The following is a 22,922-nucleotide window of genomic DNA, read 5'->3' as shown; positions in this document are numbered from 1 at the left end:
GGGAACTGCTCAAAAATGCCCGCTGACCTGCGGGCAAACTCATCAAGATCATTACGCGGTCATTACGTGATCACTGTCATGGGGCTGCCTTCGGCGGCATCCGGAGCGTCACCGCATCAGGCCGCGTCGGTGCGATGCGGGGTGAAGGTCACCTGTGTGTCGTCATCATCGAGGGCGATGTTGAGCGAGGCATCCAGGGCCTTGGCCAGCTTGGCGAGGAGAGGCAGCGTGGGAACGGTGTCGGAGCCCTCGATGCGCGAGATCTTGGCCTGGGTCAGTCCCGCGCGGGCGGCCAGCTCGGTCTGGGTCAGGGCGAGCTCGGTGCGGCGTTCGTACACGGCGCGGGCGAGGGCCATGGACAGCGCGATCTGCTGACGGGCCTCGGCTACGTCATCCGGCTCGGTGAACCCCTCGGCGAGCTTCCGTTCGCGCAGGGTCTTCCAGCGGCTGTGGTTCATTGCTCAAGCTCTCCTTCCTCGATCACGCGTACGAACGCCTCATGCGCGGGGCCGTGTTCGGCTTCACAAGTCTTCTGGGCGAGCTTGGCCCGCCTGACCTCCGCTTCCTCTCGCATCTTCGTCTTCCGGAAGATGGTCAGCAGGACGGCCGTGCGATGGGGGGGCCAGTACGTGATGCGTATGTCGGCGCCGTCCAGGGTGGGGCGCAGCTCGCGGACTCCGTCGCCGAGGTAGCGATCGGCTCGCTGAGCCCGGCGGCGTACTCGGTGAGGAGTCCGACGTACGCATCGACTTTGAGGAAGTGCTTGGCTGGCAGAGCCTCCAGCCAGTCGCGAACCTCGGGTTCGATCTCGATCGCGAAGAGCTCGTCCACACCGATATATGTCGTAGGCGACATACCCAAGCCGGCCCGAGTCTCGTCCGGGGGCTACCGGGTGGGCCCGCAGTGGTGGGCGGTGAGCTGGTGAACCAGACGCGATCTCGGGCACGAGCCCGATGACCTTGGCAAGATCCACACACTGGGTGAGCTGCCCGATGACTGTAAGGCGACCCTCTCACCTTTGGGTACCGCCCTGGATACACTGTGTAGCAACAGCGCGCTCGACCACCTCGACCGGAGGCAGACATGGCCCGAGCCTGGGAGGCTGACCCGTCCGCGTTATTCGAGCGTCGGCTGGGGAGATCAGCCGAAGAGCTGGGGAACTCCGATGGCAATGACGAGTGCCCGGACATCTGGCAGCTCGACAATGGCGATGTTGCTGTGATCGGCAGGGATCTGACAGCCGCCTACCGCGCCCGTCTGCCTCATGGCGTGAACCTCGCTCCGGATGAGCGGCTGGTTGTCATCCCAGGGAACATGCTCAGCGCGGCCAAGAAGGACATCCCCGATGCTTGATCTCCTTGCCCCTGCCCTCACCCCCAAGCATGGTGAACGGCTCGCCCGGACCGCCTACAGGCAGGACTTTCGGGAACGGGAGGAGGCGGTCCGTGACGGAAGTTCCTGGAAGCTGGAGCGTCGGCAACACTTCGAGGAGCAGGGCAGTCCGAGTCGCGACGCCCTGCGCCGGGGCGACTGGGACGAGGCGCTGCGACTTCTCGCCGACCGGCGCGACACCCTGGCCGCGGCCGCTCAGGAGGAGGCACGCAGGGGTTATGCCTTTCATCGTGTGCGGGTAGTCGAGAAGCCGCTGACACCGTATGTGCAGTGGGAACTCCACTCCCAGCGGCAGCGTGCGCAACACGGGCAGAGGATCAGGGTCATCCCCGCCGAACGGGTGGCCGCGTCGGAGAGCACTCACCCACTCCCGGAATTGGTCGTGCTCGGCAGCCACACCCTCTTCCAGATCCTGTACACCGAGGCTGGAGTTGCGAACGGCGCGATCCGCTACACCGACCGTGACCTTGTGACGCGCTGGGAGAACTACATCAAGGCGCTCTACGCGGTAGGTGAAGATGTGATCTCCTACTTCGACCGTGAGGTGGCGCACCTTGACCCGCCGACGCTGAGCGCAGGAAAGGAGTAGGCCGATCGCAGCGCCAGGCGGAGGGGGCGAGCAGTCCGGCAGCACCCATTCCGAGTTGTCGGGATCCTCGCGTGACGTTGTCCAGGCGAGGAATGTCCACGGAGGCATCCACTTCCACACGCAGGGCAAGCCGGACCGGGGAAGTACCGCGAGCCCCACCCCACGCCAGTTACCGGCTGACGTAAGCGGATTCGTCAACCGCACTGGTGAGCTCGGCGAGCTGAACGCCGTTCTCACCAGCGAGGACGGCGGTCCACTCGTCGTCTCGGCATACGTGATAGCCGGCACCGCAGGCGCCGGAAAGACATCGCTGGCACTGCGCTGGGCACACCAGGTCCGGGAGCGCTTCCCGGATGGCCAGCTGTACGCCAATCTGCGCGGCTACGACCCCGGAGAGCCGGTAGCGGCACGCGATGCCCTGCACCACTTTCTGACCTCTCTCGGTGTCCCGGCCGATGCCGTACCACAGGACCTCGATGCCGCTGCCGCGTTGTACCGCTCGTTGCTGGCCGACCGTCGGGTACTGGTCGTCCTGGACAACGCGGCCAGCGTCGGCCAGGTCAGGCCGTTGCTGCCCGGAAGCGCGCACAGCCTGGTGCTGGTCACCAGCCGCAGCCGCCTGTCCGGCCTAGCCGTCCGTGACGGGGCCCGCCGACTCACGCTCGGCGTACTGCCGGAGCCGGAAGCGGTCGCACTGCTGCGGGCCGTCACCGCCGGATACCGGCCGGTGGACGACGAGATGCAACTCGCCGAACTGGCCCGCCTGTGCGCACGGCTTCCGCTGGCGCTGCGCATAGCCGCGGAACGCGCGGCCAGCCACCCCCACCTGCGGCTGTCCGACCTGATCGCCGACCTGCGCGACGAATCAGCCCTCTGGGATGCCCTGAGCACGGGCGACGACGAGGAGGCCGAAGCAGTCCGCACCGTCTTCGCGTGGTCCTACCGCGCCCTATCCGAGCAGGCCGCCCGCCTGTTCCGCCTGCTCGGCCTGCACCCCGGACCCGAGTTCGGGCTGCACGCCGCCGCGGCCCTGGCCGGGTCGACCAGCAGCAGCCGGACCCGGCAACTGCTGGACTCTCTGGTCGGTGCCCATCTGCTGGAACAGACCGCCCCGGACCGCTACCAGTTCCATGATCTGCTGCGCGCCTACGCCATCGACCAGGCCCAGCACGAGGAGCCGCCTGCCGAGCGGGAAGCAGCCCTGTACCGGGTGCTGGAGTGGTATCTGCACACCGCCGATGCCGCGCAGAGCTGGATCAACCCCGCCGAGGACCGCCTGACCCTCCCGCCTGTCCCGGGCGATGTCAGCCCACTGACGTTCCCCGACTACGACGCTGCCGTGGACTGGGCCGAGCGGGAGCATGCCAACCTCCTCCAGGCCGTACGTACGGCAGCCGACGCCAGGCAGGACCGACTGGCCTGGCAGTTGTCGGCAGTCCTATGGAACGCGCAGTTTCCTTCCGCCTCGGGCACGAGCTGGCCGGCTGTGGGCAGAATCGGGCTGGAGGCAGCGGAAAGGTTAGGCGAACGTGCCGCGCAGGGCGTACTCCTCACCTGGCTCGGGATGGCTCACACCCGCATCAACCGCCTGGCTGAGAGTCTCGAATACCACGAGAACGCGCTGATGATCCGGCGCGACCTGGGCGACCGCCTGGGCGAGGCACGCTCGCTCAACCTGATCGGACTCAATCACCTCCGCGGCAGACGACTCGACGCCGCTGCCCGCCACTTCGAGCAGGCCATCGCCGGCTTCCAGGAGCAGGACGCTGCCCACTGGGCCGCCACCGCGCTGTCCAACCTCGCAACCACCCACTACCGCGCCGGATGGCTTCCAGAGGCGGCGACCGTCATCGACCAAGCCCTGGCAGCGCACCGCGCTCTCAGCGACCAGCGCGGTGAGGGCAACATCCTGCGCGTGCTGAGCGACGTCCGGCGTGAGCAGGGCGATACCGAGGAAGCCCTGGTCTTTGCCCAGGCCGCCCTCGATATCGCCCTTGGCCTCCGTAACCTGCGCCTGGAGGGCTTCTGGCTCCTGACTGTCCGCGATGCCCAGCAGGCGAAGGGTCAGTTCGCCGAGGCCCTGACCTCCTATCAGCGATCCGCCACGCTGCACCGCCGCCTCGCGGACCGCAGCCGAGAGGCACTGGCCTGGCAGGGCGTGGGCGAGGTGTACTGCCGACTCGGACGTCATGCAGAGGCGGCCGACTTCTACTGCCAGGCCGCCTCGACGCATCGTGATCTCGGCGATGAGTGGCACCAGGCCCTGGCCCTCGACGGCATGGGCTTGGCCGTACTCGGCGAAAGCCCGGAGGAAGCCCGCCGGCACTGGACACAGGCGCTGAGGCTCCTCGCCGACTTCGACGATCCTCGTGCAGTGGCGGCGCGTGAGGACATCGAACGCCAGATGGCAGAAGTCAGCTGATGCAGCGGTCGGCTTCCGTCTCTCAGGGCTACCCAAAGGGGGTCCGGCTCGTGCCTGGGGCGTCTTGGGGTATGCCCTGAGTGGTCTCCCGACGGCGAGGCGGTGAATGGTGCCGTGCTGGCCGTGTCGGAGTTGGTGGCGAACGCTGTCGAGTACGCGGTGGGGCCTTATGAGCTGAGGCTGCGTCGCACGGCATCGGACGTCATCTGTGAAGTGGTGGATCAAGATACGAGGATTCCCGAGATCCCATGCCTCCGACGGGGGGCGCTCAGGGCGGCGGCGCGAAGTCTCTCGACGTGAAGGGTCTGGGGCGTCCGGAGGAGGGACACCAAGAAGCCGTTCTATGACGTCAGATGGATCGCGGCCGGGAACGTTTTCTCCGAGCAGTTCCGCACCAAGGGGCTCGCGGACCATTACCGCTCCAAGCTCCTCCCCCGACCCGGGATGACGAAGAGTTCGACAGTGACAGGGCTGCCCGACGCGGTGATCGAGAAGGTGCCGTCGATGACGTGGTACGTCTTCGCCTTGAAGCGGCCGCACGCTGCACCGAACACACGCGATGGCATCAACGAGGCGTTGACCGCTGTGACCCCTGTGCTCCTCAGCAACCGTCTCAAGTCCCCTACACGAACAATTCACAGATTCTGTGCGGCCCCCTACGGCTGCACCCTAGGGGCACTACAGTCATCTGTGTGCGGCTCGTCACATAACGCTGCGCATAAGGGCAGCTGGGGCGGGGTGCTCTCGTGCCCAGGTTGCATCGTTTGGGGGGATTTATGCGTGAAATGGTCAAGGGTTCGAATGTATCTCTCGCAGCCCTGAGCGAGAACGTCGGTTCGGTGATCGTCAGTCTGAGTTGGGGGAGCCCGACCGGCGAGGGGGATGCCGACGTGTCCGTCCTGTTGCTGGACGCGAACGGCAAGGTCCGCAGCGACGCCGACTTCTGCTTCTACAACCACCCGGTTGCCGCTGACGGGAGTGTGCAGCTTCTGGGCAAGACGCCGACGGCTGACGGAAGCGAGGACCGGATCAGCTTCGACTTGACCGCGGTCCCGTCTGAAGTCGACCGCATCGTCGTGGCTGCCAGCCGGTACGAAAGCGCTCGCTTCGTAGAACTGGACGGCGTGAAGCTGTCGTTGGCGGACGGGAGCGGTGAGGAACTCCTCCGCTTCGCCATCGACGACGCCGACTCCGTGAGCGCGATCATCTTCGGCGAGTTGTACCGACGTGGGGAAGATTGGAAGTTCCGCGCCGTCGGCCAGGGCTACGACACGGGCCTCGCCGGTCTGGCGACGGACTTCGGCGTCGACATCGAGGACGACGCGGCTGTCGAGGAAGTGCGGAACAAGGCCGCCATCGACGATCAGGCGGACACGACGGCACCGGCGTTAGCCAACGAACCGCAGCCACACGGGACGCTGGGGGCCTTCCCCGCCCCTCGTCGGCCTGACGACGAGGTCCAGCCGAGGAAGCCGACGGCACGACCTCGTACTGCGAAGAAGAAGGTCACCCTACCCAAGGCGGCCAAGAAAACGCTGGCAGAGAACGAGTCGTGGAAAGAGGCCAGACTCTTCCCAGTCTCGGCGCTCAAGAGCGACCGGGACCGTGAAACGCGTGCGACCTCGGTGCTGCTGTCGGTGATGGCACAGGCGCCGGAATTCGGCAGGAGGCTCACTGCCGCGTTCGGAGCGCCGGCTGGCCGCATGGAGACCTTCACCGAGGTCACCTTGCCGCACAGTGATACCCCACGGCGCCCCGACGGAGTGATCCGGGTCGAGCGGGCCGGCAAGCTGTGGACGGCGCTCGTCGAGACGAAGACCAACGGCAACGCCCTCAAGGTCGATCAGGTACAGGCATACATGGACATCGCCGCGCGCCGTGCCTATGAGGCTGTGATCACGCTGTCGAACGACGTCGCGTTGGAGGGCAGCCCGCTTGTTGACGTCAAGATCGACGGAAGGCGCAAACACAAGGTAGCTCTCTGGCATTTGTCATGGGCGGAAGTCGCGCATCAAGCACAGATGTTGATCCGGCACGAGGGCGTCGGCAATGCGGCGCACGCCTGGCTCCTCCAGGAACTGCTGCATTATTTGCAGCACGAAAACTCCGGCTGCCACGGCTTCCAGAACATGGGCCCGGCCTGGGTACCAGTACGCAACGGAATCGACGACGAAACCCTGTGCCAGGGAGACTCACGTGCACTGGAGGTCGTCGAGAGCTGGGAGCGGCTCATCCGCCAGGTCTGCCTCCGGCTGGGCGGCGAACTGGGGCAGAAAGTACTGCCCGTCCGCCGTGCCAGGCGCGGAACCGATCCGAAAGCACTCCGGGGCCGCGTCGCCGATCAGCTCTGTCTCGACGGGAAACTTCAAGCGGAGCTGCGCATCGAGGGAACGCCCGGCGTCCTGGCGATCAGCGCAGACCTGCGTATAGGCAAGCTCCGCACTTCCATCGAGATTCCGGCACCCGAGCAAGGCTACCCCCTGGCATGGGCAAAGCGGCTCGTCCGGCGCTTGTCCGAGGCGCCGGCGGATCTGCACATCGAAACCCTCATCGAAGGAGAAACAAGCGGCCCACGGGGAACGCTCGAACGGCTCCGCCCCGAGCCAGCGGACATGCTGCCCAAGCAGAACGGCACCCAGATCGCTGGCTTCCGTCTGTCCCTCGTCAAGAGCATGGGAAGCAGTCGCGGCAACGCCGAGTCAGGCTTCATTCGCAGCGTCGACGACGCGGTACACCGCTTCTACACCGCCGTGGTGGTCCATTTGGAGGGTGCGACACCTCGCCGAGCACCGTCTAAGGAAGGGGCGACGGGCTAAAGCTCAGCGATCTTGGCCGCCTCAGACTGCACGCGGCTGCGGCGATCGACAGGAGATCGCCAACCGCAAGATCGAAGAGCTGTTGCGCAAGTACGAGTGATCACGCACGGCGCTAAGCTTCAGGCCCCAGGCTCGTCTGGGGGCCTTCGTCGTTGCGAGGCTGGAAGGCGGTGGAAGGTGCGCCCCTGTTCACCCGGCGCGACGAGCGGGTCAGCTTTGGGCGTTCTCATTGCGCTTGGCTCCTGCTGGCCGCCGAGGAAACGTTGAGTCCTGTGATCATTCGGACGTGTCATGGACTTGCTTGTGGTCCTCGATGAAGCGGTGGCCGTTCTCAAAGCTCCTCTGCTAGAAGAAGATCGGGAACAAGGCTGGACTGACGACTCCGGACGGAGGTACAGGAGGAGATCTCGATCAGTCGTTCAGCAGTACGTCGCCACTGGTTGGGCATGGTGCGGCATCTGCGTCCTCGCTTCGACGAATAGATGGACCGTGAGGCGGAGCGACCGGGGCGACTCCGGAACCTGGTGTCTGGCGTGCAGCGGTGCCTTGCGGACGCTCGGAGGATGGCCTAAGAATTGCCACCTGACCTGGAGGTTCGTCTCTTGTCGCCCGCCCACTAATAGTCCACAGCCGCCGTCATATGGCCGCTCAGGGTGGCATCCGCCTGCGCACACACGAAGACTCCGACCTCAGCGTTTCCGCTGGTGACGGGGTCTTTGGGCACCTCATGAAGGGTGCCCCCGGCGGGGGACTCGGTGCATGGGGACGAACCGACCCATTGGTGGGCGGTGAGCTGGTGATCCAGACGGCCGTCCCGGTGAATCGAAGGGGCAAGTAGACGACCGGCGCTTCGGCCGCTGAGCAGGGGCCGCCCCTCACGGTCCCTGTCGCGGCCTGGCCCGTGGCAGAGCCGCCGGGCGGTGCAAGAAGGTGCTTTTGCTGCGATTTCGGGCACGAGCCGACTTCCTTGGCTAGATCCACACGCTGCTGGGTCAGCCGGATAATCCTGGCACCGGCCAGGACTGCCCCGCACAGCAGCGGGCCTGGCAGCGGGTGTGAGAGGGCGACTGGAGTCCGACGATGCCGTTGAACCGAACGTGGCATTGGGGGTCGGGTCACGACGCTTTCTGCGGCGCCTTCTCGTCCGCCCACGCGACCAGCGCCCGCAGTTCTCTCCGGCCCCGCTCGACCACGTCCAGGAGTGGAGCCGGTTGCGTATTCGGCGGCAGCGGGGCGTCCGCCACCAAGTCAAGCATGTTCCACTCAGTGTCCAGCCATCGCCGCAGGGCCCGCCAGGTTCCCGTACGGGCGGCGGACAGGGTGGGGTCCCAGGGATCGGCCGCGTACGGCGTGCAGTCGTCGCCGAACGTGTGCAGCAGGCCTGAGCGGCGGACCAGGCACGGATAGCAGAGGCCGCAGTGGGCGAGTGCGGGCCCAGCAGGTCGGCGGTCGGGGGGAGCGCCGCAGCTCAAGGTGGCCTCCAGCACCTGCTGCGGCAGCCCAGCGTTATGCGCCACCTCGCAGACTTCACCTTTGGTGAGCGTCGCGAAGGGATTCTCGACGTGTATCTCGGCCCCCGGACCCGCGACCTCGGAGATCACGCGGTTGAGGTGGTGAAGCGTCCACGGGTGCACCGAGCGGGTCGAGCAGGCTCCGGCCCGGGCGGCCGACAGCGGCGGGTTGAGGGCGAGTTGGCCGTTCTCCGGCAGGTGGACGACGGGGACGTGCTCCGCCGCGGCCGCGTGCACGGCGGTCGCCGCGTACAGCAGGCCGCGTGAGCGGGTGGACCGCTCCAGCTTGATGCCGCTGCCACGTGGCGTACGCACGGTCTGGCTCTGGTGAAGACGCCGTAACCGGCCTCGTCGCCCCCGCAGGCCATACACAGCTTGGTACACATGCTCCTGCAGTGCCTCGAAGTTCCGTTCCTCAAAGGTGATGAGGAGCAGCGTGCAAGGTGTGGGCAGGGTGGCACGCTGCGCTGCCCAGCCGAGGGAGTCGAGGCCGCCGGAGAACAGAGCGACATCGTGCGCGTACTCCTCGGAGGCGAAGGTGAGGGGCTCTTCCCGGACCGACTTTCCGGGCATGGGCCGGAAAACGACTTCCCACAGGTCACCCGTCACCGTCCCCAGAACGGCCGTCAGAGCGGGGAGGGCACGGTTCCATCGCTCGGAATCGGCGACCGGTACGGAGAGGGTGATGTGCCGGGTCCAGTGGTCGAAGCCATCGGCACGGCTGGCATACCGGTCCGCTGCGAAGACGGCGCGCGCCACCCGCTGGAGATCATCCGCCCAGTCCGGGGCGGGGGCGAACAACTGCCGTCGGTCCGGTCCGCGTGACGGGCGTTCCCAGTACACGGCGTCGTGCAGGGGCTGCCAGCGCTGGGGCGGTGCTTCGGCGCCCGGTTGGGAAAGCCAGAAGAACCGGGGATGCGTTTTGGTCATGCGGCAGGCTCTCTCTCATGCGACGTGCCGTCCGTATTCCCGCTCGGTCCGTCGGGGAGCAGGCCCAGCGCTTGGCCGACCGCTTGAGGAACGAGTCGGTGCGCGACGAGCCGCAGGGGAGTGATCGGATACTCGACCTCTGATGCGGCCCGATCCCCTTCCTCTTCCACCTCCGCCAGCTGTTCGGCTTCTTCACATGGGTTCGGCAGCAGGCGCAGAACGTGCTCGGCTATCCAGCCGGCGATGTGGTCCTCGGGATCGAGCGCGGGCAGCAGCGGAACGACGAGTTTGGCCTTTTCGGCGACCGCGGTACGAAGGAACTCAGCCACAACGTCTGCGAAGAACCCTTGGTAAAGCAGGCAGAACACGTCGCCGGACAAGCCGCTGCCGCCTGGGGTACCGGCTCCGGGATGCCGTTCCAGGAGGCGATGGGCGGATGCTGCGGCGGCGCGCCGCACGGCCGCGTCCGTCACGGTGCCGCCCTCGCCTCCCACGGCTGCGGTGAAGCGGGCGGCGAATTCATCGCCGTCCCGGCTCAGCGCCCAGATGTCCACGGCGGCGGTCAGCCGTTCCCCTGCCGCGCACGCCGCGTCGTAGAGGCCGAAGGCTGTCGGATCCTCCTGGAGGGTCCGGTGGAGTAGCGTCAGATGCTCTGCAGCGATGTCGTCCAGCCTCGCCAAGGCGTCCGGCGCGTCCGACGGCCAGGCCGATACCTGTCCGCTCGCGTGACTCCACTCACCCGCGATGCCCGTACGACCGCCGGGACCTGGCCAACGCGATGACGTCCCCACGCCTCACTTCCCCCTCCGGTCAGCGGCACAGTCACTCTTCCAGGGGACCAAGAAAGCGATGTCACGGACAGAGCGCCCGTCAGCCAGGCGGTGATACGCGTTTACGTCCCCTTCGGTGGCAGCCCACGCATAGCGGACCTCGACTACGACTGATTCCTGTAAACGGTGGCCGACGAGGTAGGTCATCTCCGACGACGTAAGGTCGTCGATGAAGCCGACGGCAGGAAGCGACCGCTTTACACCTACACCGGAATCGTCGATGTGCCAGTCGAGGATCAGCACACAATCTGGTCAGAGCTAGGGACTCATCGGCTACGAGAGATATGCAAACGCGTCGGCTCCGCGAGGACGGCACGGGCTCCATCGAAGTCTGCGAGGCGGGCGGCCAGGGTCGCTGTCGCCAGGCGTTCGGGAAGGGCGGCGGAGAACTTCAAGCCGCTCACTGCCCGGCGGTCGACATCCGGGAGAACGAGAGGTCCTCCCGCGTCGGTGGCCTCGCGGGCAGTGCTCCACATCTTCGGATCGAGGTCTTCTCGAAGGCGTACGTAGCAGTCCGTGGGCCGCTGGACGGGGTCGCTGATCGAGGGCAGGGTCGCGCTCAAGGTCGCGTTCGCGCGGTAGCCAGCCCAGGTCCACCAGCGCACTTCGTCCCCCAGCCGGGTGATCAGAGTGCCGCCGGGGTGCACGAGGTTGGGTGCGTCGGTCTGGCGCCACTCAGCCAGGCACGCCTCGGCACGTCTTGTGCGGGACACGGGAGGCTCGGCGCCGAGCAGTACCTCGCGCATGGCGCGCGTCAGGGCATACGACAGGCCGGCTACAGCTCCGCTGGTCCACTTGGCAACCCCTCCGCTATCGACCGGCTCGACGAAGGCCCGCTTGCGTGCCCAGTCGATGAAGGTCACCTGCCAACTGCGTCCGCCCAAAAGCAGGCGGCGCGGTCCGGGCCGTTCCTCGGTCAGCACGGATGGGTCTGTCTGGCCGATCTCCCTACGCCCCGACAACACCGTGAATTGCGGGGGCGCGGTGAAGGAGGCGGTCAACTCGATGAAGTGGCGGCGGCCGAAGCGGCGTTCCGCCTCTGGCCCGATGAACAGCAACCCGCTGTCCGTGTCGAGGAATTCCTCGCTCACCAGATGGCGCAGGACGGGAGCGGCCGACTGGTCGAAGGGAGCGAGTCTGTTCCACTGTTCGGCCCAGAGCTGGTCACCGAGCTTGTGCTGTTGCAGGCACACGGCGAGAAGTTGCTGCGCCACGAGATGCCGGGGTTCGGGTGGGGGAGTGACGGGTTCGACCCAGCCGCGCCCCCAGAGCAGTAGCAGCGCCGCTGCTTGCAGCAGAGCGTCTTTGCCGGTCGCCAGGAACAGGCAGTTTCGGCTGGCACCCGGGCGCCGTCCCGTGCGGCCGATGCGCTGCAGGAACGACGCGACAGTGCGCGGCGAGTCGATCTGGATGACGCGGTCCAGGTCGCCGACATCGATGCCCAGTTCAAGAGTGGACGTGGCAACGATGACGCAGTTGCGCCCCTCGGCGAAGGCTTCCTCCGACCTCGCCCGTTCGTCTGCCGATAAGGAGGCGTGAGACAGGAACACCTTGACGTCGCGTCCGCGCAGGGCCGCCCCGAGCTGTTCGACCTGCCGCCGCGACTCGCAGAACACCAAGCGCTTCTCGCCTTTGTGTAGAGCGGCGATGAGCTTCGCTGCGTTGTCGAGAGAACCCACGTAATCCAGTTGGATGTCGCCAGCGGGATGGGTGTTGGGGGTGCCGGCGGATGGGCCGAGCGGCTCGGACGCGCTTGTCCCCACAGGGACGCCGGGCGAGACTACCTGGCCCGGACGGTTGTCCGCATGGGCGCCCTGCAGCCAGGTGAGCAGCTGCTGGGGATTGCCGACGGTCGCCGACAGGCCGATGCGCTGGACAGGGCGCCCGGCGACGCGTTCGAGACGTTCCAGTACGGCCAGGAGGTGCCAGCCGCGGTCGTCGCCGGCGAAGGCGTGTACCTCGTCCACCACGACTGCCCGGACGCTGCCGAGCAGGTGGGCGTGGTCTGTCTTCACCCCGATGAGCATGGCTTCGAGCGATTCGGGGGTGGTGAGCAGGATGTCCGGAGGGTCGGTGCGGATGCGGCGCCGCTGTGATTCCTTGGTGTCCCCATGCCACGGCGCGGCGCGGCGCCCGAGCCACTGGGCGTATGTGTGGACGCGGGGCGCCAGGTTGTTGAGCAGTGCCTTGAGCGGGCACAGGTACAGCACCGAGGTGCCGGTCCACTGCTGCTCGGCCATGGCGGAGAGAACAGGAAGGCAGGCAGCTTCCGTCTTCCCGCCTGCGGTGGGAGCGAGCAGGACCGTGTCCTCGCCGTCCATCACCGGCCGGATCGCAGCGCGCTGGAGAGGACGTAGATTGGACCAGCCCAGGGTGTTCACGACGTGATGGAGGACGACCGGGTCGAGCCGGTCGACCGGGTCGCTCACATCCGACGCATCGGCCATCACACCTCCAGATCGATGTCGTCGGCCGATGTGGCGGACGCCAGGTTGCGTTCCACCTCCGTCAGTTCACCGGCCCGCACCGTCAGCTTGTAGTGGCTGCGGGGATCGAAGTCTTCGAACTGGTCGATGCGATCCAGAACATCGCCGACCAGCTTCTTGAGGAACAGCCGCGGTGCGACGCCGACCTTCCCGCCGAGCGCGCCACCGACAGCCCGCGCAAGGTCGGCGACGTATGCGTCGTCGGCAAGGGCCTTGATGCGGTCGGGCGCCTCGGCTCCTTGGGAATACAGATCGCGGATGGACATGCCCAGACGAACGAGTGAGTCCTGGGTGAAGCCGGGCAGGCGCAACTGCACGGCCCGTGGATTGTCGAAGCGGGGATCGGTGGTGAAGTCGGTGGCGAGTCGCTGCGCGAGCGGGGCGAGACGCTGCACCCCCTGCGGGCCGTCGAAGAACGCGGGGGTGCCGGTGATCACCAGGTAAAGGCCGGGGAACCGACCCGAGTGAACTTCGTCGATGAGCTGTCGCAGTGCGTTCAGAGCCTTGTCTCGGGCGTCTGAGCGGACCCGCTGAAGCGTCTCCACCTCATCGAGCACGACGAACAAGCCGCGGTGGCCGGAGTCGCGCAGCACGGTCAGGAGACCTTGCAGGAACCCGAACGCGCCGAAGTGGTCGAGGTCACCGCGCACCCCGGCGGCTCGTCGCGCCGCCGCGGCCACGTGCGGCTGGCCCCCGAGCCAAGCCAGCACGGCCGCCGCGGTCGCCTCGTCGCCACGGGCGAGCGCCGACCGGTAGCCGCGCAACGCCGCCGCGAAGGAGGGGGCGTGTCTGGAGACCTCCGCCAGGCGGGCGGCCAGCAGTTGGCCGACCTGCTCGGCCAGATCGTCTTCGCCCGCCCCGGCCGCCAAGGCGTCCTCCTCAAGGGCGTAGAACCAGGCGTCCATGACGGGACGGAGAGCGCTCGGCGGAAAGCTGGAGGTGGCCAGCCGTTCGGTGAGGCGACGGTAGACGGTCTCCAGCCGGTGCAGCGGCGTCTCGGTCTCGGAGATCTGGATTTCAGACACGGCGAAGTTACGCTGCCGCGCCCGCTCGCCGAGCCAGCGGGTGAAGAACGTCTTGCCCGAGCCGTATTCGCCTCGCACGGCCTTGAACACCGCGGCGCCCGCCGCCACCGCGTCCAACTCGGCGTCCAGCGCGGACTCGAATCTCTCCAGTCCGGTGGCCAGCAGGTCCAGTCCGCTGTCGGGCACAGCGCCACGCCGCAGCGCGTCGATGGCGGTACGGCGACGGACGGCGGATACGGAAGGGCGGGAATCGCTCACTCTCCCAGTCTCCCATCTGCGTGAACCGTGGAACGTACCCGCCGGTTACCTGCCCCTGGCGAGGCTGCCGTAGCCGAGATTCATCGTCAGATAATGGACGAATTCACTGCTCTTGGCGGCCTTGTCCGGGCCGTAGTTATGCGTCAGCTGGAAACTGGCGAACTGTTCCTGCAAGGATTCCAGGAGCGATTCCAGTTGGGTCTCTGAGGGGAAGATGCTCTCCCGGGCCGCGTTCTTCAGTTCGTTGGGGTCGTTGAAGACACCACCGATGATTTTGACGGCTCCGAGCATGGCCAAATGGAAGTGGAGGTTCGTGTAGAGGGACCGTGACATCGGTGTCGGACGTGTCTGGAGGAATTCGTCCACGTGGCGCTGCGCTCGGGCGAGCCACAGGTAGACCGCGAGCTCAGTCTTCTCGGAGAAGACGCGGCGGTAGTCCAGGTTGGATTTCAGGAGGCTTGACGGGCGGGCTCGGGCGTAGTCCGGTTGGCCGAGGCCCATGGCCATGACGGACTGCGCCAGCAAGGGGATGCTGACGATCTGATTGGCCGGCTTACCCTGGTTGCGGTAGAAGTTCTTGCGGCGGTCGTAGAACCATTCGTGTTCAAGGAAATACGACTCGATCTGCCGCTGGATGTCGTCGGTGGCGCGCAGCGAGGCCACGGGTACCGCCGTCTGCCGGTTCGTGGCGCGGATGACCGCGTCCCGGGCGGCCTGGTCGGCGGTGACGAGGATCCGTACTTGCACCAGCCGTTGGAAGACGGGGTCGGACGGGTCGGCGTCGTAGAGCTGTCGGAGGGTCTCGTGGATCGTGTACGAGGTCTGCAGGCCGTTGACGATCTGGACGTCCGAGAGGCTGAGCCGCTTTCCGACGGACGTCGCCTGGGAGCAGACGATGGTGATTCCGTTGTTCAGCCACCAGAATTCCGGGGCAGTGGGATTTTGCAGGGCCGCCGCGATTTCCCGGTTCACCTCCACGTTCCCCTGGTAGTCGCGCACATTCCAGTCGAAGATGTGTGACTTGATCGTCCCGGTGTCGTCGCTCAGGAAGTCGATGTAATCGCCGAGTGTGACCAGTGCGATGTGGCTGGTCTGATGCGTGATGCTTTCCTGGTAGGGGAGCTCCAGGGTGTAGGAGGGGAGCGTGCTTGCCCGCTTCCACAGCTCGGCGGGCCCCAGGAACTCCACTTCGCCTTGGGAGATGGCGAATGCCTTGTCGAACTGTGCCTCCAGGAGTTTCGCCTTGGCCTGGACCTTGGCATGCACCTCGTTGGCTTCGCCGCGTGTGACGTAAGAGAATTTGATCAGAACCGTCGGATGACGCTTGAGGAGATGGCGGAGTGCCACCTTGAACAGCCTGAAACGAGCGATGAGATCTTCCGAGTACATCACCTTGAGGCTGGACTCGTCAGCCTCCAAGTCCAGCAGGTGGGAGCAGGTGGAGGCCACCTTGTCCAGCGCCAGCTCGGAGAAACTCGTGGACTTCTTGGCCTGCACCAGCCACAGGGTCAGCTGCACACCTTTTTCGACGTTGGCCGCCGCGGACGGGTTCTGCAGTACGTCGCTGTCCTCGTGCAGCAGGCGTCCGCCGAGAAAGACGTAGGCGCCGTCCACGCCACCGTCGTTGCCGCCGCCGATGACGCCGGCTTCGACCTCCTCGTCGGACAGCCCGAACCCATGCAGAGCGTGCTCGCAGGCGAATCTCTCGAACGTCTCATCGAAGGAGAGCGGGACCGTCAGACTGTTCCGCTGCTCCTCGATCATCTGGTCAATCAGCACCCGGTCGTTGGCACTCATGGCACTCCGTTGTCCGTAAATATGTGACAGGCCTGTGTCAGGCCAAGCCGAACTGACTTCTCAGCAGCTGTGGCTGAAGGCGCAGCGTGCGCCCGTCAGGCAGCGTCTCGAGAACCTGAACACCGTCGTAGTTGAGGAGCTGGCGCAGTACGGCGGCGAAGCCGTCGGCGCGGGCGGGTGGGTAGCCGATGCGCTGGGCGAGGGCGGTGGCGGGCAGGGTGCCCCCGGTATCGAGCAGCGCGCGGATCGCCTGCTCGATCTTGTCCAGGTTCTTCGGCTTGCGGGCGAGGAGTTCCAGCTGATCGTGGAAGACCTCCGACGCCAGGAGCTGGCTCACGATGTCATCGCCCGGGACGACGGAGGCGGGCGTGAGCAGCGCGTCACTGTCTTCTGCGGCCGGGACGAGCGCGACGTCGAAGAGAACGCCGCGGGACTGGGCCGCCTGGCCTGTGACCGGTTTCTGCCGTGCTGGCTTTTTCACCACGGGCATGGCGGCTTCCGGCTCCTTGGCGGCAGGCTGCGGCTCCGGCCGCTCGGAGAACCACCAGTCCGGCCGTTGGTCGCCCAGTTCCCGCCAGCCCTTGGGAGGCTCGGCCCCGAAGGGCAGAAAGGCCAGCACCGGGATGGCGAATTCAGCGAGCGAGGCACCGCCGTGGTAGCCCGCCTTGCGGGAGGTGTACCGGGAATCGGCATCCCACAGGGCCACGATCGAGGCGCCGGGCTCGGGCCAGACCACGCGTGGCCCAAAGAGGGCGACTTCCGCCTCGTGCAGCGCCCCGCCGGGGGCCCGGTGACGGGCCGACTCCGGGGAGGCGGAGTCGATCTTCGTGCCGTGCCGGTCCACGACATGCCCGTGGTCGCTGGTGACGAGCACGGCCATGCCTTCCGAGGCGGCGATGCGCAGCAGGCCGAGAAGCGCCGGGATGTGCTCGGCTCTCCAGGCGCCGTCGCCGAGTTTCTGCTCCTTGGCGAGCCGGTCGTCGATCGTGTTCAGGACGACCGCGACATGGCTCTCGCCGTCGGTGAGCGCCGTGAGGAGCGCCGGACCGAAGGGGTCTCCGGTTTCCTTGGTCTCCAGGTCGTCTTTGTGGAAGACGGCAGCCTTCTGCCTGCCCCATAGAGCAAGCCCGGGGAACAGCCGCTTCTCGTCCGCCTGCGCGCCCTTGGAGAGCTTCCCGGTGAGCAAAGACGTACGGGAGACGGCGGTCACGGTGGGCAGGGCGGCGGCCATGGCCCGCCGCCGGGGCGCACCCTCACTCAGCGGGTCGTACTCGGCCCAGGTGGCGCGCAGCTCTTCGCCCAGCTCCGCGGCGATGGCCGCGCTCATGCCATCCAGGACGAGCAGCAGGACGCGGCGTCCGGTTCCGGCCCGGAGGACGGGCTTCACCACCCGGTCGAGGAATGTCTCCACGGTCAGCATGGAACCCGGTGGAGTGCCCGTTTCGGTCCAGATGGCAAGCGTGCGGGCGAAGTCGCGGTCGATCTCGTGCCGCCGCTCCCGCGCCCGTGCGGCGAGGACCCCGTACGCGGCCTTCAGCACAGGATCCGAGTCGCCGCCGGCCTCGATGTACTCAAGGGCGCGGTCCACCCACCCCGTCTCGGTGATGTGGCGTTCTATGGCGTCGCTCACCGAATCGGAGTCGGCGGCCGGGTCGGAGGCCAGCCATTGGGCGAGGCGTTGACCCATACGGGCGCGTTCGATCCGGGCCCGGGTCTCCGGACCGTAGGCGCGCGCGTGCGACGTGAGGGCGCGGACGGCGTCCGACAACGGGGAGTTCGCGCCCTCTGCCAGGGCCTTGCCCACGGCGGTGAACCTGGCGTCCAGGCCCGCGGGCAGCACGGGGCTCGTCGCGGCGGCCGACTCCGCGCCGAACTGCCGGACCAGGCTGGACGCCCGGTCCAGGACCGTGTCGCTGATCCGGCGTGCCTCGCGGATCTCCTCCGTATGGTCGCCGTCCGCGTCGCGTGCCGTGACCGCCAACTGAGCCGTGAGATATTCCTCCGCGGCCTTTCCGAACGTGGAGGCCAGGGCGTCAACCTGCTCACCGGCCGCGGGCGGCTGCTCCCCGAACCAACGCTCGGCGCGCCCCCGCGCCCGGTACACGTCGGCGTTCGGATCGGCGTGCCGCCATAGCGCCGAGCACACCAGACCGAAGGCAACCGCGTCATGGCCATGATCGGCCCCGACGAGCGTGAGCAGCGCCCGCCCTGCAAGGCCCGCCTGGTCCTCCTCTGCGATGAAGGCCGTCAGCCCGGCGCGCTCGGGACCGCGCAGTGCGAGGAAGCGCTCGGGGCCGCCGGGGGCCAGGGACCAGCCGAGGAGCGTATGCGCGTCGATGCCTTGGCCCGCCGGTTCGACCTGCGGGCCGGTCGACGCCTCGCCGTACGCCCCGAGCCGCAGGCGCCGCAGCACCAGCCGGGTCAGTGCCGTGCGGCGCGATAGCAGGCCACCTCCCAACGGGCGCCAGCCACCCGGCGGGGTGGCGTCCAGGAGGGCTTCGGCGGCCCAGTTGTCGTCCTTGAGCCGAGGGTCGACCTGGCCTGCACCGAACGCCTCGCGGATCACATCCCAACGGTCGACGGCCGACACACGCTTCTTGTGGGCGCGTGCCAGGATCGCCGGGTCGAGTTCGCTCTCCTCACGGTCGGTGAGGATCACTAGGACCAAAGGCCCCGCGGCGCCGTCCGCGAGGTGGTCGATGATCAGCTCGTGGACGGCGAGCGCCGACGGGGCAGCCGCGATGCGGGCGGCCCTGCCCTCGCCCCACACCGGCTGGTCAGGGCCGTCCCACTGGGATGTGGAACGCAGCAGGACCACATGGCGCCTGCCCCCACCGGCGAGCGAGGCGGCAAGCGACTCCTGGGACGACAGGTACTGCGTGACGGTCGCCAGGTTCAGCCGTGTGGCGACCGCGGTGGCCGTCACGCTCATCCCTCGATGACCTTCCAGCTGATCTCGATGGTGGCGCCGGGCTCGCTGGCCGCCAGCTCGGACAGGTCGGCCTGCAACTCGGCGACCGCGCGGGCCACCGTGGTGCGTCCGCTCCCCGAGCGCCTGAGCCGACCCTTGACGCCTGCGCCGGAACCAGCGGACGGCTGGGCGGGCGCGGAGTCGGAGACGGGCGGATGGCTGGTCGAGGTGTCCAGCGGCACGTCGTCGGCCTGCCGCGGGCCAGGATCGGGCTGCGACTGAGGCGTCGGCTGGGCAGCCGCACGGTTGCGCTTGATCAGGGCGAGCACCTGTTGCTGGATGCGGTCCACAGCCTCGCACAGGTCGTGGGTGCGCTGGTCCCGCTGGGCCATGGTGCGCAGTGACTCCAGCAGGGCCAGCCCCTCGGGGCCCTCAGTGAGTGCCAGTTCGAGCGTGGACCAGGACGCCCTGTCCAGAGCCTCGGCCACCTTGCGGGCCTGGTGGATGGACGTGCCGTAGCGGTCCGGGCCCACCTGCCCCAGGTCGAACGAGGCGAGTGCCTCCACCGTCTTCTTCGCGCCGGTCGCCCCACCCAGCTTCTTGAGCAGGTCCACGGCCTTGCGCGCGAGGGCCAGGCGACCGCTCTCGTCAGTCTCGTCCAACTCGAGGAAACCGGACCGCGCCTCCAGCTGCCCGACGAGCTCCGCGGCAGCCTCCTCGTGTATCCGGGTCTGCTCCGCGATCTGGCGGGCGAGCTGGTTCACCATGCGGCCGCGGCGCAGTGTCGGGGCTTTGGCACCGAAGACGGTCTCGAAACGCAGCCGCGCCGCCTCCCAGTCCGCTTCCGAGGGCAGCGGCTGGCTGCGCAGCACGTCATGGTCCGCGATCTGCGACAGCTCGGGCGCCGGGTCGAGAACCGTGCCGCCGCGCACCCACACCCGGTCGTCCAGCTCGGCGAAGGACGCCACGACGAGCTTGGCGAGGAAGTCGGGCAGGCCGCGCGGATCGGGCTTGTCCGTCCAGTCGATCAGCTTGATCACGGAGGGGTCCCCGGTGAAGCCGTCATCGCGTGCGAGCTTGCGGAAGTGGTCGGCCCAGTACGGGGACGGCTCGAAGTACACCTCCTTCTGCTGGCCGAGGCCGAGCGGAACCGCTATCCGCTCCATCAGCGTCCGGTCGCCGCTCGGCACTTCGGCGCGGCCGTCACGAGCCTCGGCCGCGGCTCGGACGTGGGTGAACACCCGGCGCGCGTCCGCCGGTTTGACGAAGCCCTTGCCGAGGTCGAAGTCGGGGTGGGCGGGGTATTGGGCGGCCAGCAGCTTGCCCGCGATATGCCGCAGAGCGTCGTGCAGCGACTGGCCGAAGGACAGCCTGAGGCCCTCGACGTCGCGCAGCGACTCCAGATGGTCGTCGAAGCCCAGCTCCACGTCGTCGGGCTTCTTCTGGGCCAGCCCGTACGCCTGCTTGAAGGCGGCCTTGACGTTCCGCAGCAGCGACTCCCGCTGGGTTTCCAGCATTCCCTTGGCGCGAGCGCGGTTGTCCGCGTTGAGGTGGACCGCGTACTGCGTGTTGAAGCGCTGCTCGTCGGCGAGCGCCTTGTCAATGATCACCAGGCGCCGGAAATCCTGGTAGCGCTGCTTGGACAGATGAGCGGGCAGCCAGGCCACAGTGCGTTCCCGCTCGCCCTGCTGCTGCTCACGCAGACCCTGGAGACGACTGACACCGTCCCGCGGACCGAACTCCCCCTCCGGCAAGGGCAGACCCAAGGCTATGCGCCAGTGGTCGTCCTCCAGCGGGTTGAGGTCGTGGTCGGGCAGATCGTCGGTGTCGGCGATGTTCCCGAAGACCACCTCGGCGGTGCGCTGGGTGCCGCGCCATACGAAGTTCAGCTCGTCCGAGAGACGACTCTGGGACACCCCGAGTTCCTCGACGAGGAGCCGCTTGGCGAGCGCGTCCCGGTTGGCGGGGTTGTCGTTGACCGCGGCGTTGGCGATCACCGAGTCGACGTCGATGCCGGACAGTTCCAGCCGGACACCGGGGTTGGCCTCCGTACCGGTCTGCTTGATCTCGGGGAAGCGGGCCGCCCACTCGCCGATCTTGCTCTGCAGGATGCCGTACTCGCGGCCGGGTATCGGGGCCACGATCGAACCGTAGTTGAGCGCGGACAGCCGCCGGATCGTCAGATTGGACAGAGCGGGGACGCTCGGCACCAGCGCCGAGAGCAGCAGGGTGCCGACGATGCGGTTGTCCCCGGTGAACGACTTGAGCCGGCTCAGCAGGTCGGCGTCGGTGATGTCGGCGCGGCGGTGGGCGTACCGCTCGATGTCCTCCTCGTCCACCCGGTAGTGGTCCACGAGGTATGGGCGGAGCTTGGTCTTGTACAGCTTGTCGGCGGCCTCGAAGACGACCTTCAGGCTGTCGGTGAACGGCTTGTCACCGCCCGCGGTGATCAGCGGGTATAGGTCGCCGACCGGAACCAGGTCGCCCAGCCGCAGGTCGTCGCGGTGGTTGGCGAGCAGCTGTCCCATCAGTTTCATACCCGTCCGGTTGCGCTGGAGCGCGGACGAGACATGGACCAGCGTGTCCATGAAGGCGGGCGAGAACGGATAGGTGAGACGGAAGCTGTCCTCGTCCGCGCCGATGCCGTCGGCGCCCCGGTCGGAGCCGAGGAGGGTGTCCCACACCTCCTGGCGGACCTTCCGGGTCTTCTCGAACTGCCCCTCGATCAGTGCGGCGGCCTCCGCGTTCTTGGGCTGCAGGAGGCGGGCGTGCGCGACCTGGGGGAGATTGCGGTCCTCCAGGGTGATCTTGTCGAACCGGCCAGAGGCCAGGTTGAGCGTGTCCTGGATGGCGGACTCGGCAGCGCCCGAGACTTCCTCGCCAACCAGTTCGCGCAGGTCGCGCTGGCGGGCGATGAACGACACCACGGGTATGGCGCGCCGCGCGTCGCCGCCCTCCACCAGGTTCGTGATCTTGCCCGCTTCACGGGCCACGAACTTCTCCTCGTGGATGAGGGTGGCCAGCCACAGAATCAGCTCGTCGAGGAAGAGGATCAGTCCGTCATAGCCCAGCGACTTGGCATGCTCAGCGATCACCGACAAACCAGCGTCGAGCGAGATGAACCCGTGCTCGCTCTCGGCCGCGTTCTTCAAGAATCCCGGCAGCAGATTGGTGCTCGCGTCCCGGACGAGCCGCGCCCGCAGCTCGGCTGGGGTGGACGGCGACACCAGGTTGAGCGCCTGCCCCGACTCGTGCACCTCCTCGGCCGTGAGCGCGGTGTCCAACAGCTCGGGCGTCCAGGCGAAGGACTCGCCCCACTCGTCGTCCTCCCCGTCGTCCCCGTCCACCGAGGCGAGACCGGCGATGACGGCCGGATCGCCCATCCGGGCGCGCATCGTCTGGAGGTCTTCGAAGAGCGAGTCCGTGCGGTAGACCCGGGGCGTCGGGGCCTCGGGGTGCAGCTTCTTCACATGGCTGGCGTAGCCCCCGAGGATCCGCTGCTCCATGGCCTTGGCGCCGAGCATGTGGTACGGCACCAGCAGGAACTTCTTGCCGTCCGTGGTCAGCCACTCGTGTTTGGTCAGCACCGGATCGAAGTCCGCGCGCCCCCGGGCGGCCGGGCTGCCGCTGAGCAGCGCGTGCAGCACGGCCATGAAGTGCGACTTACCGGAACCGAACGAGCCGTGCAGATACGACGCCTTGGAGGTGTGCCCGTCCAGAGCGGCCTTGATGAGGCTCAGCGCCTCATCGAAATTCTCCAGCAGCCGCTCGGTGACCACATAGTCCTTCAGCGCGCGCTCGGCCCCTTCGGGAGTCGTCGCTTCCGACAGTTGGAGGACGAAGTCGGAGGTGGACACCTCCTTCCTGATGTCGATCACATCGCGGAGCAGAGGCGGCTGCTGAGCCATGCGCTACGTGGTCTCCTTTCGGCGGCGCGTAGGCGTCGCCGTCGCTG

The 22,922-nt window shown here is 67.5% G+C and carries 12 protein-coding genes; 4 read left to right on the top strand and 8 right to left on the bottom strand.

What is annotated here, in order from left to right; genetic code table 11:
* Positions 1–116: 116 nt before the first annotated feature.
* On the bottom strand, positions 117–458 hold the full coding sequence (locus ACH4U7_RS26120) for a helix-turn-helix domain-containing protein (protein WP_398530273.1): 342 nt from the start codon (positions 456–458) through the stop codon (positions 117–119).
* A gap of 625 nt (positions 459–1,083) precedes the next feature.
* On the opposite strand from ACH4U7_RS26120, the gene ACH4U7_RS26115 reads away from it, so the two are divergent.
* The 4 genes from ACH4U7_RS26115 (at position 1,084) to ACH4U7_RS26100 (ending at position 7,219) form a co-directional block, all read left to right on the top strand.
* Complete coding sequence (locus tag ACH4U7_RS26115; RefSeq protein ID WP_352139834.1) at positions 1,084–1,353, top strand: hypothetical protein; 270 nt, start codon at positions 1,084–1,086, stop codon at positions 1,351–1,353.
* On the top strand, positions 1,346–1,981 hold the full coding sequence (locus tag ACH4U7_RS26110; protein ID WP_398530272.1) for a DUF6879 family protein: 636 nt from the start codon (positions 1,346–1,348) through the stop codon (positions 1,979–1,981). The genes ACH4U7_RS26115 and ACH4U7_RS26110 overlap by 8 nt, the downstream gene beginning before the upstream one ends.
* A 55-nt stretch (positions 1,982–2,036) precedes the next feature.
* Entirely contained in the window at positions 2,037–4,403 is a 2,367-nt protein-coding gene (locus ACH4U7_RS26105) for an ATP-binding protein (protein WP_398530271.1), read from the top strand.
* A 776-nt stretch (positions 4,404–5,179) separates the two neighbouring features.
* Positions 5,180–7,219: a TerD family protein gene (locus tag ACH4U7_RS26100; RefSeq protein WP_398530270.1), complete on the top strand. Its 2,040-nt coding sequence runs from the start codon at positions 5,180–5,182 to the stop codon at positions 7,217–7,219.
* Positions 7,220–8,334: 1,115 nt separating this feature from the next.
* Here the strand turns inward: ACH4U7_RS26100 and ACH4U7_RS26095 are convergent.
* From ACH4U7_RS26095 to ACH4U7_RS26065, 7 genes are all read right to left on the bottom strand, one after another.
* Positions 8,335–9,660 carry a 7-cyano-7-deazaguanine synthase gene (locus ACH4U7_RS26095; RefSeq protein ID WP_398530269.1) on the bottom strand — a complete coding sequence of 442 codons (1,326 nt, stop codon included), beginning with the start codon at positions 9,658–9,660 and terminating at the stop codon, positions 8,335–8,337.
* Positions 9,657–10,340 carry a hypothetical protein gene (locus tag ACH4U7_RS26090; protein ID WP_398530268.1) on the bottom strand — a complete coding sequence of 228 codons (684 nt, stop codon included), beginning with the start codon at positions 10,338–10,340 and terminating at the stop codon, positions 9,657–9,659. The genes ACH4U7_RS26095 and ACH4U7_RS26090 overlap by 4 nt, the downstream gene beginning before the upstream one ends.
* A 416-nt stretch (positions 10,341–10,756) precedes the next feature.
* Entirely contained in the window at positions 10,757–12,937 is a 2,181-nt protein-coding gene (locus tag ACH4U7_RS26085) for a DEAD/DEAH box helicase (RefSeq protein ID WP_398530267.1), read from the bottom strand.
* Positions 12,937–14,259, bottom strand: a complete 1,323-nt coding sequence (gene brxD, locus ACH4U7_RS26080) for a BREX system ATP-binding protein BrxD (RefSeq protein ID WP_398530266.1) — start codon at positions 14,257–14,259, stop codon at positions 12,937–12,939. The genes ACH4U7_RS26085 and brxD overlap by 1 nt, the downstream gene beginning before the upstream one ends.
* A 45-nt stretch (positions 14,260–14,304) precedes the next feature.
* A complete protein-coding gene (locus ACH4U7_RS26075) occupies positions 14,305–16,056 on the bottom strand; it encodes an AIPR family protein (RefSeq protein WP_398530265.1) in 1,752 nt (583 codons plus the stop codon).
* Positions 16,057–16,093: 37 nt separating this feature from the next.
* Positions 16,094–18,988 carry a BREX-2 system phosphatase PglZ gene (gene pglZ / locus ACH4U7_RS26070; protein WP_398530264.1) on the bottom strand — a complete coding sequence of 965 codons (2,895 nt, stop codon included), beginning with the start codon at positions 18,986–18,988 and terminating at the stop codon, positions 16,094–16,096.
* Positions 18,985–22,875, bottom strand: coding sequence for a phage resistance protein (locus ACH4U7_RS26065; RefSeq protein WP_398530263.1), 3,891 nt, complete (start codon positions 22,873–22,875; stop codon positions 18,985–18,987). The genes pglZ and ACH4U7_RS26065 overlap by 4 nt, the downstream gene beginning before the upstream one ends.
* Positions 22,876–22,922: the final 47 nt, after the last annotated feature.

This window comes from Streptomyces sp. NPDC020845, assembly GCF_044334165.1.
Lineage (GTDB): Bacteria > Actinomycetota > Actinomycetes > Streptomycetales > Streptomycetaceae > Streptomyces.
The sequence above is the reverse complement of the archived record's forward strand: the minus strand, read 5'-3'. Positions and strand labels throughout refer to the sequence as shown.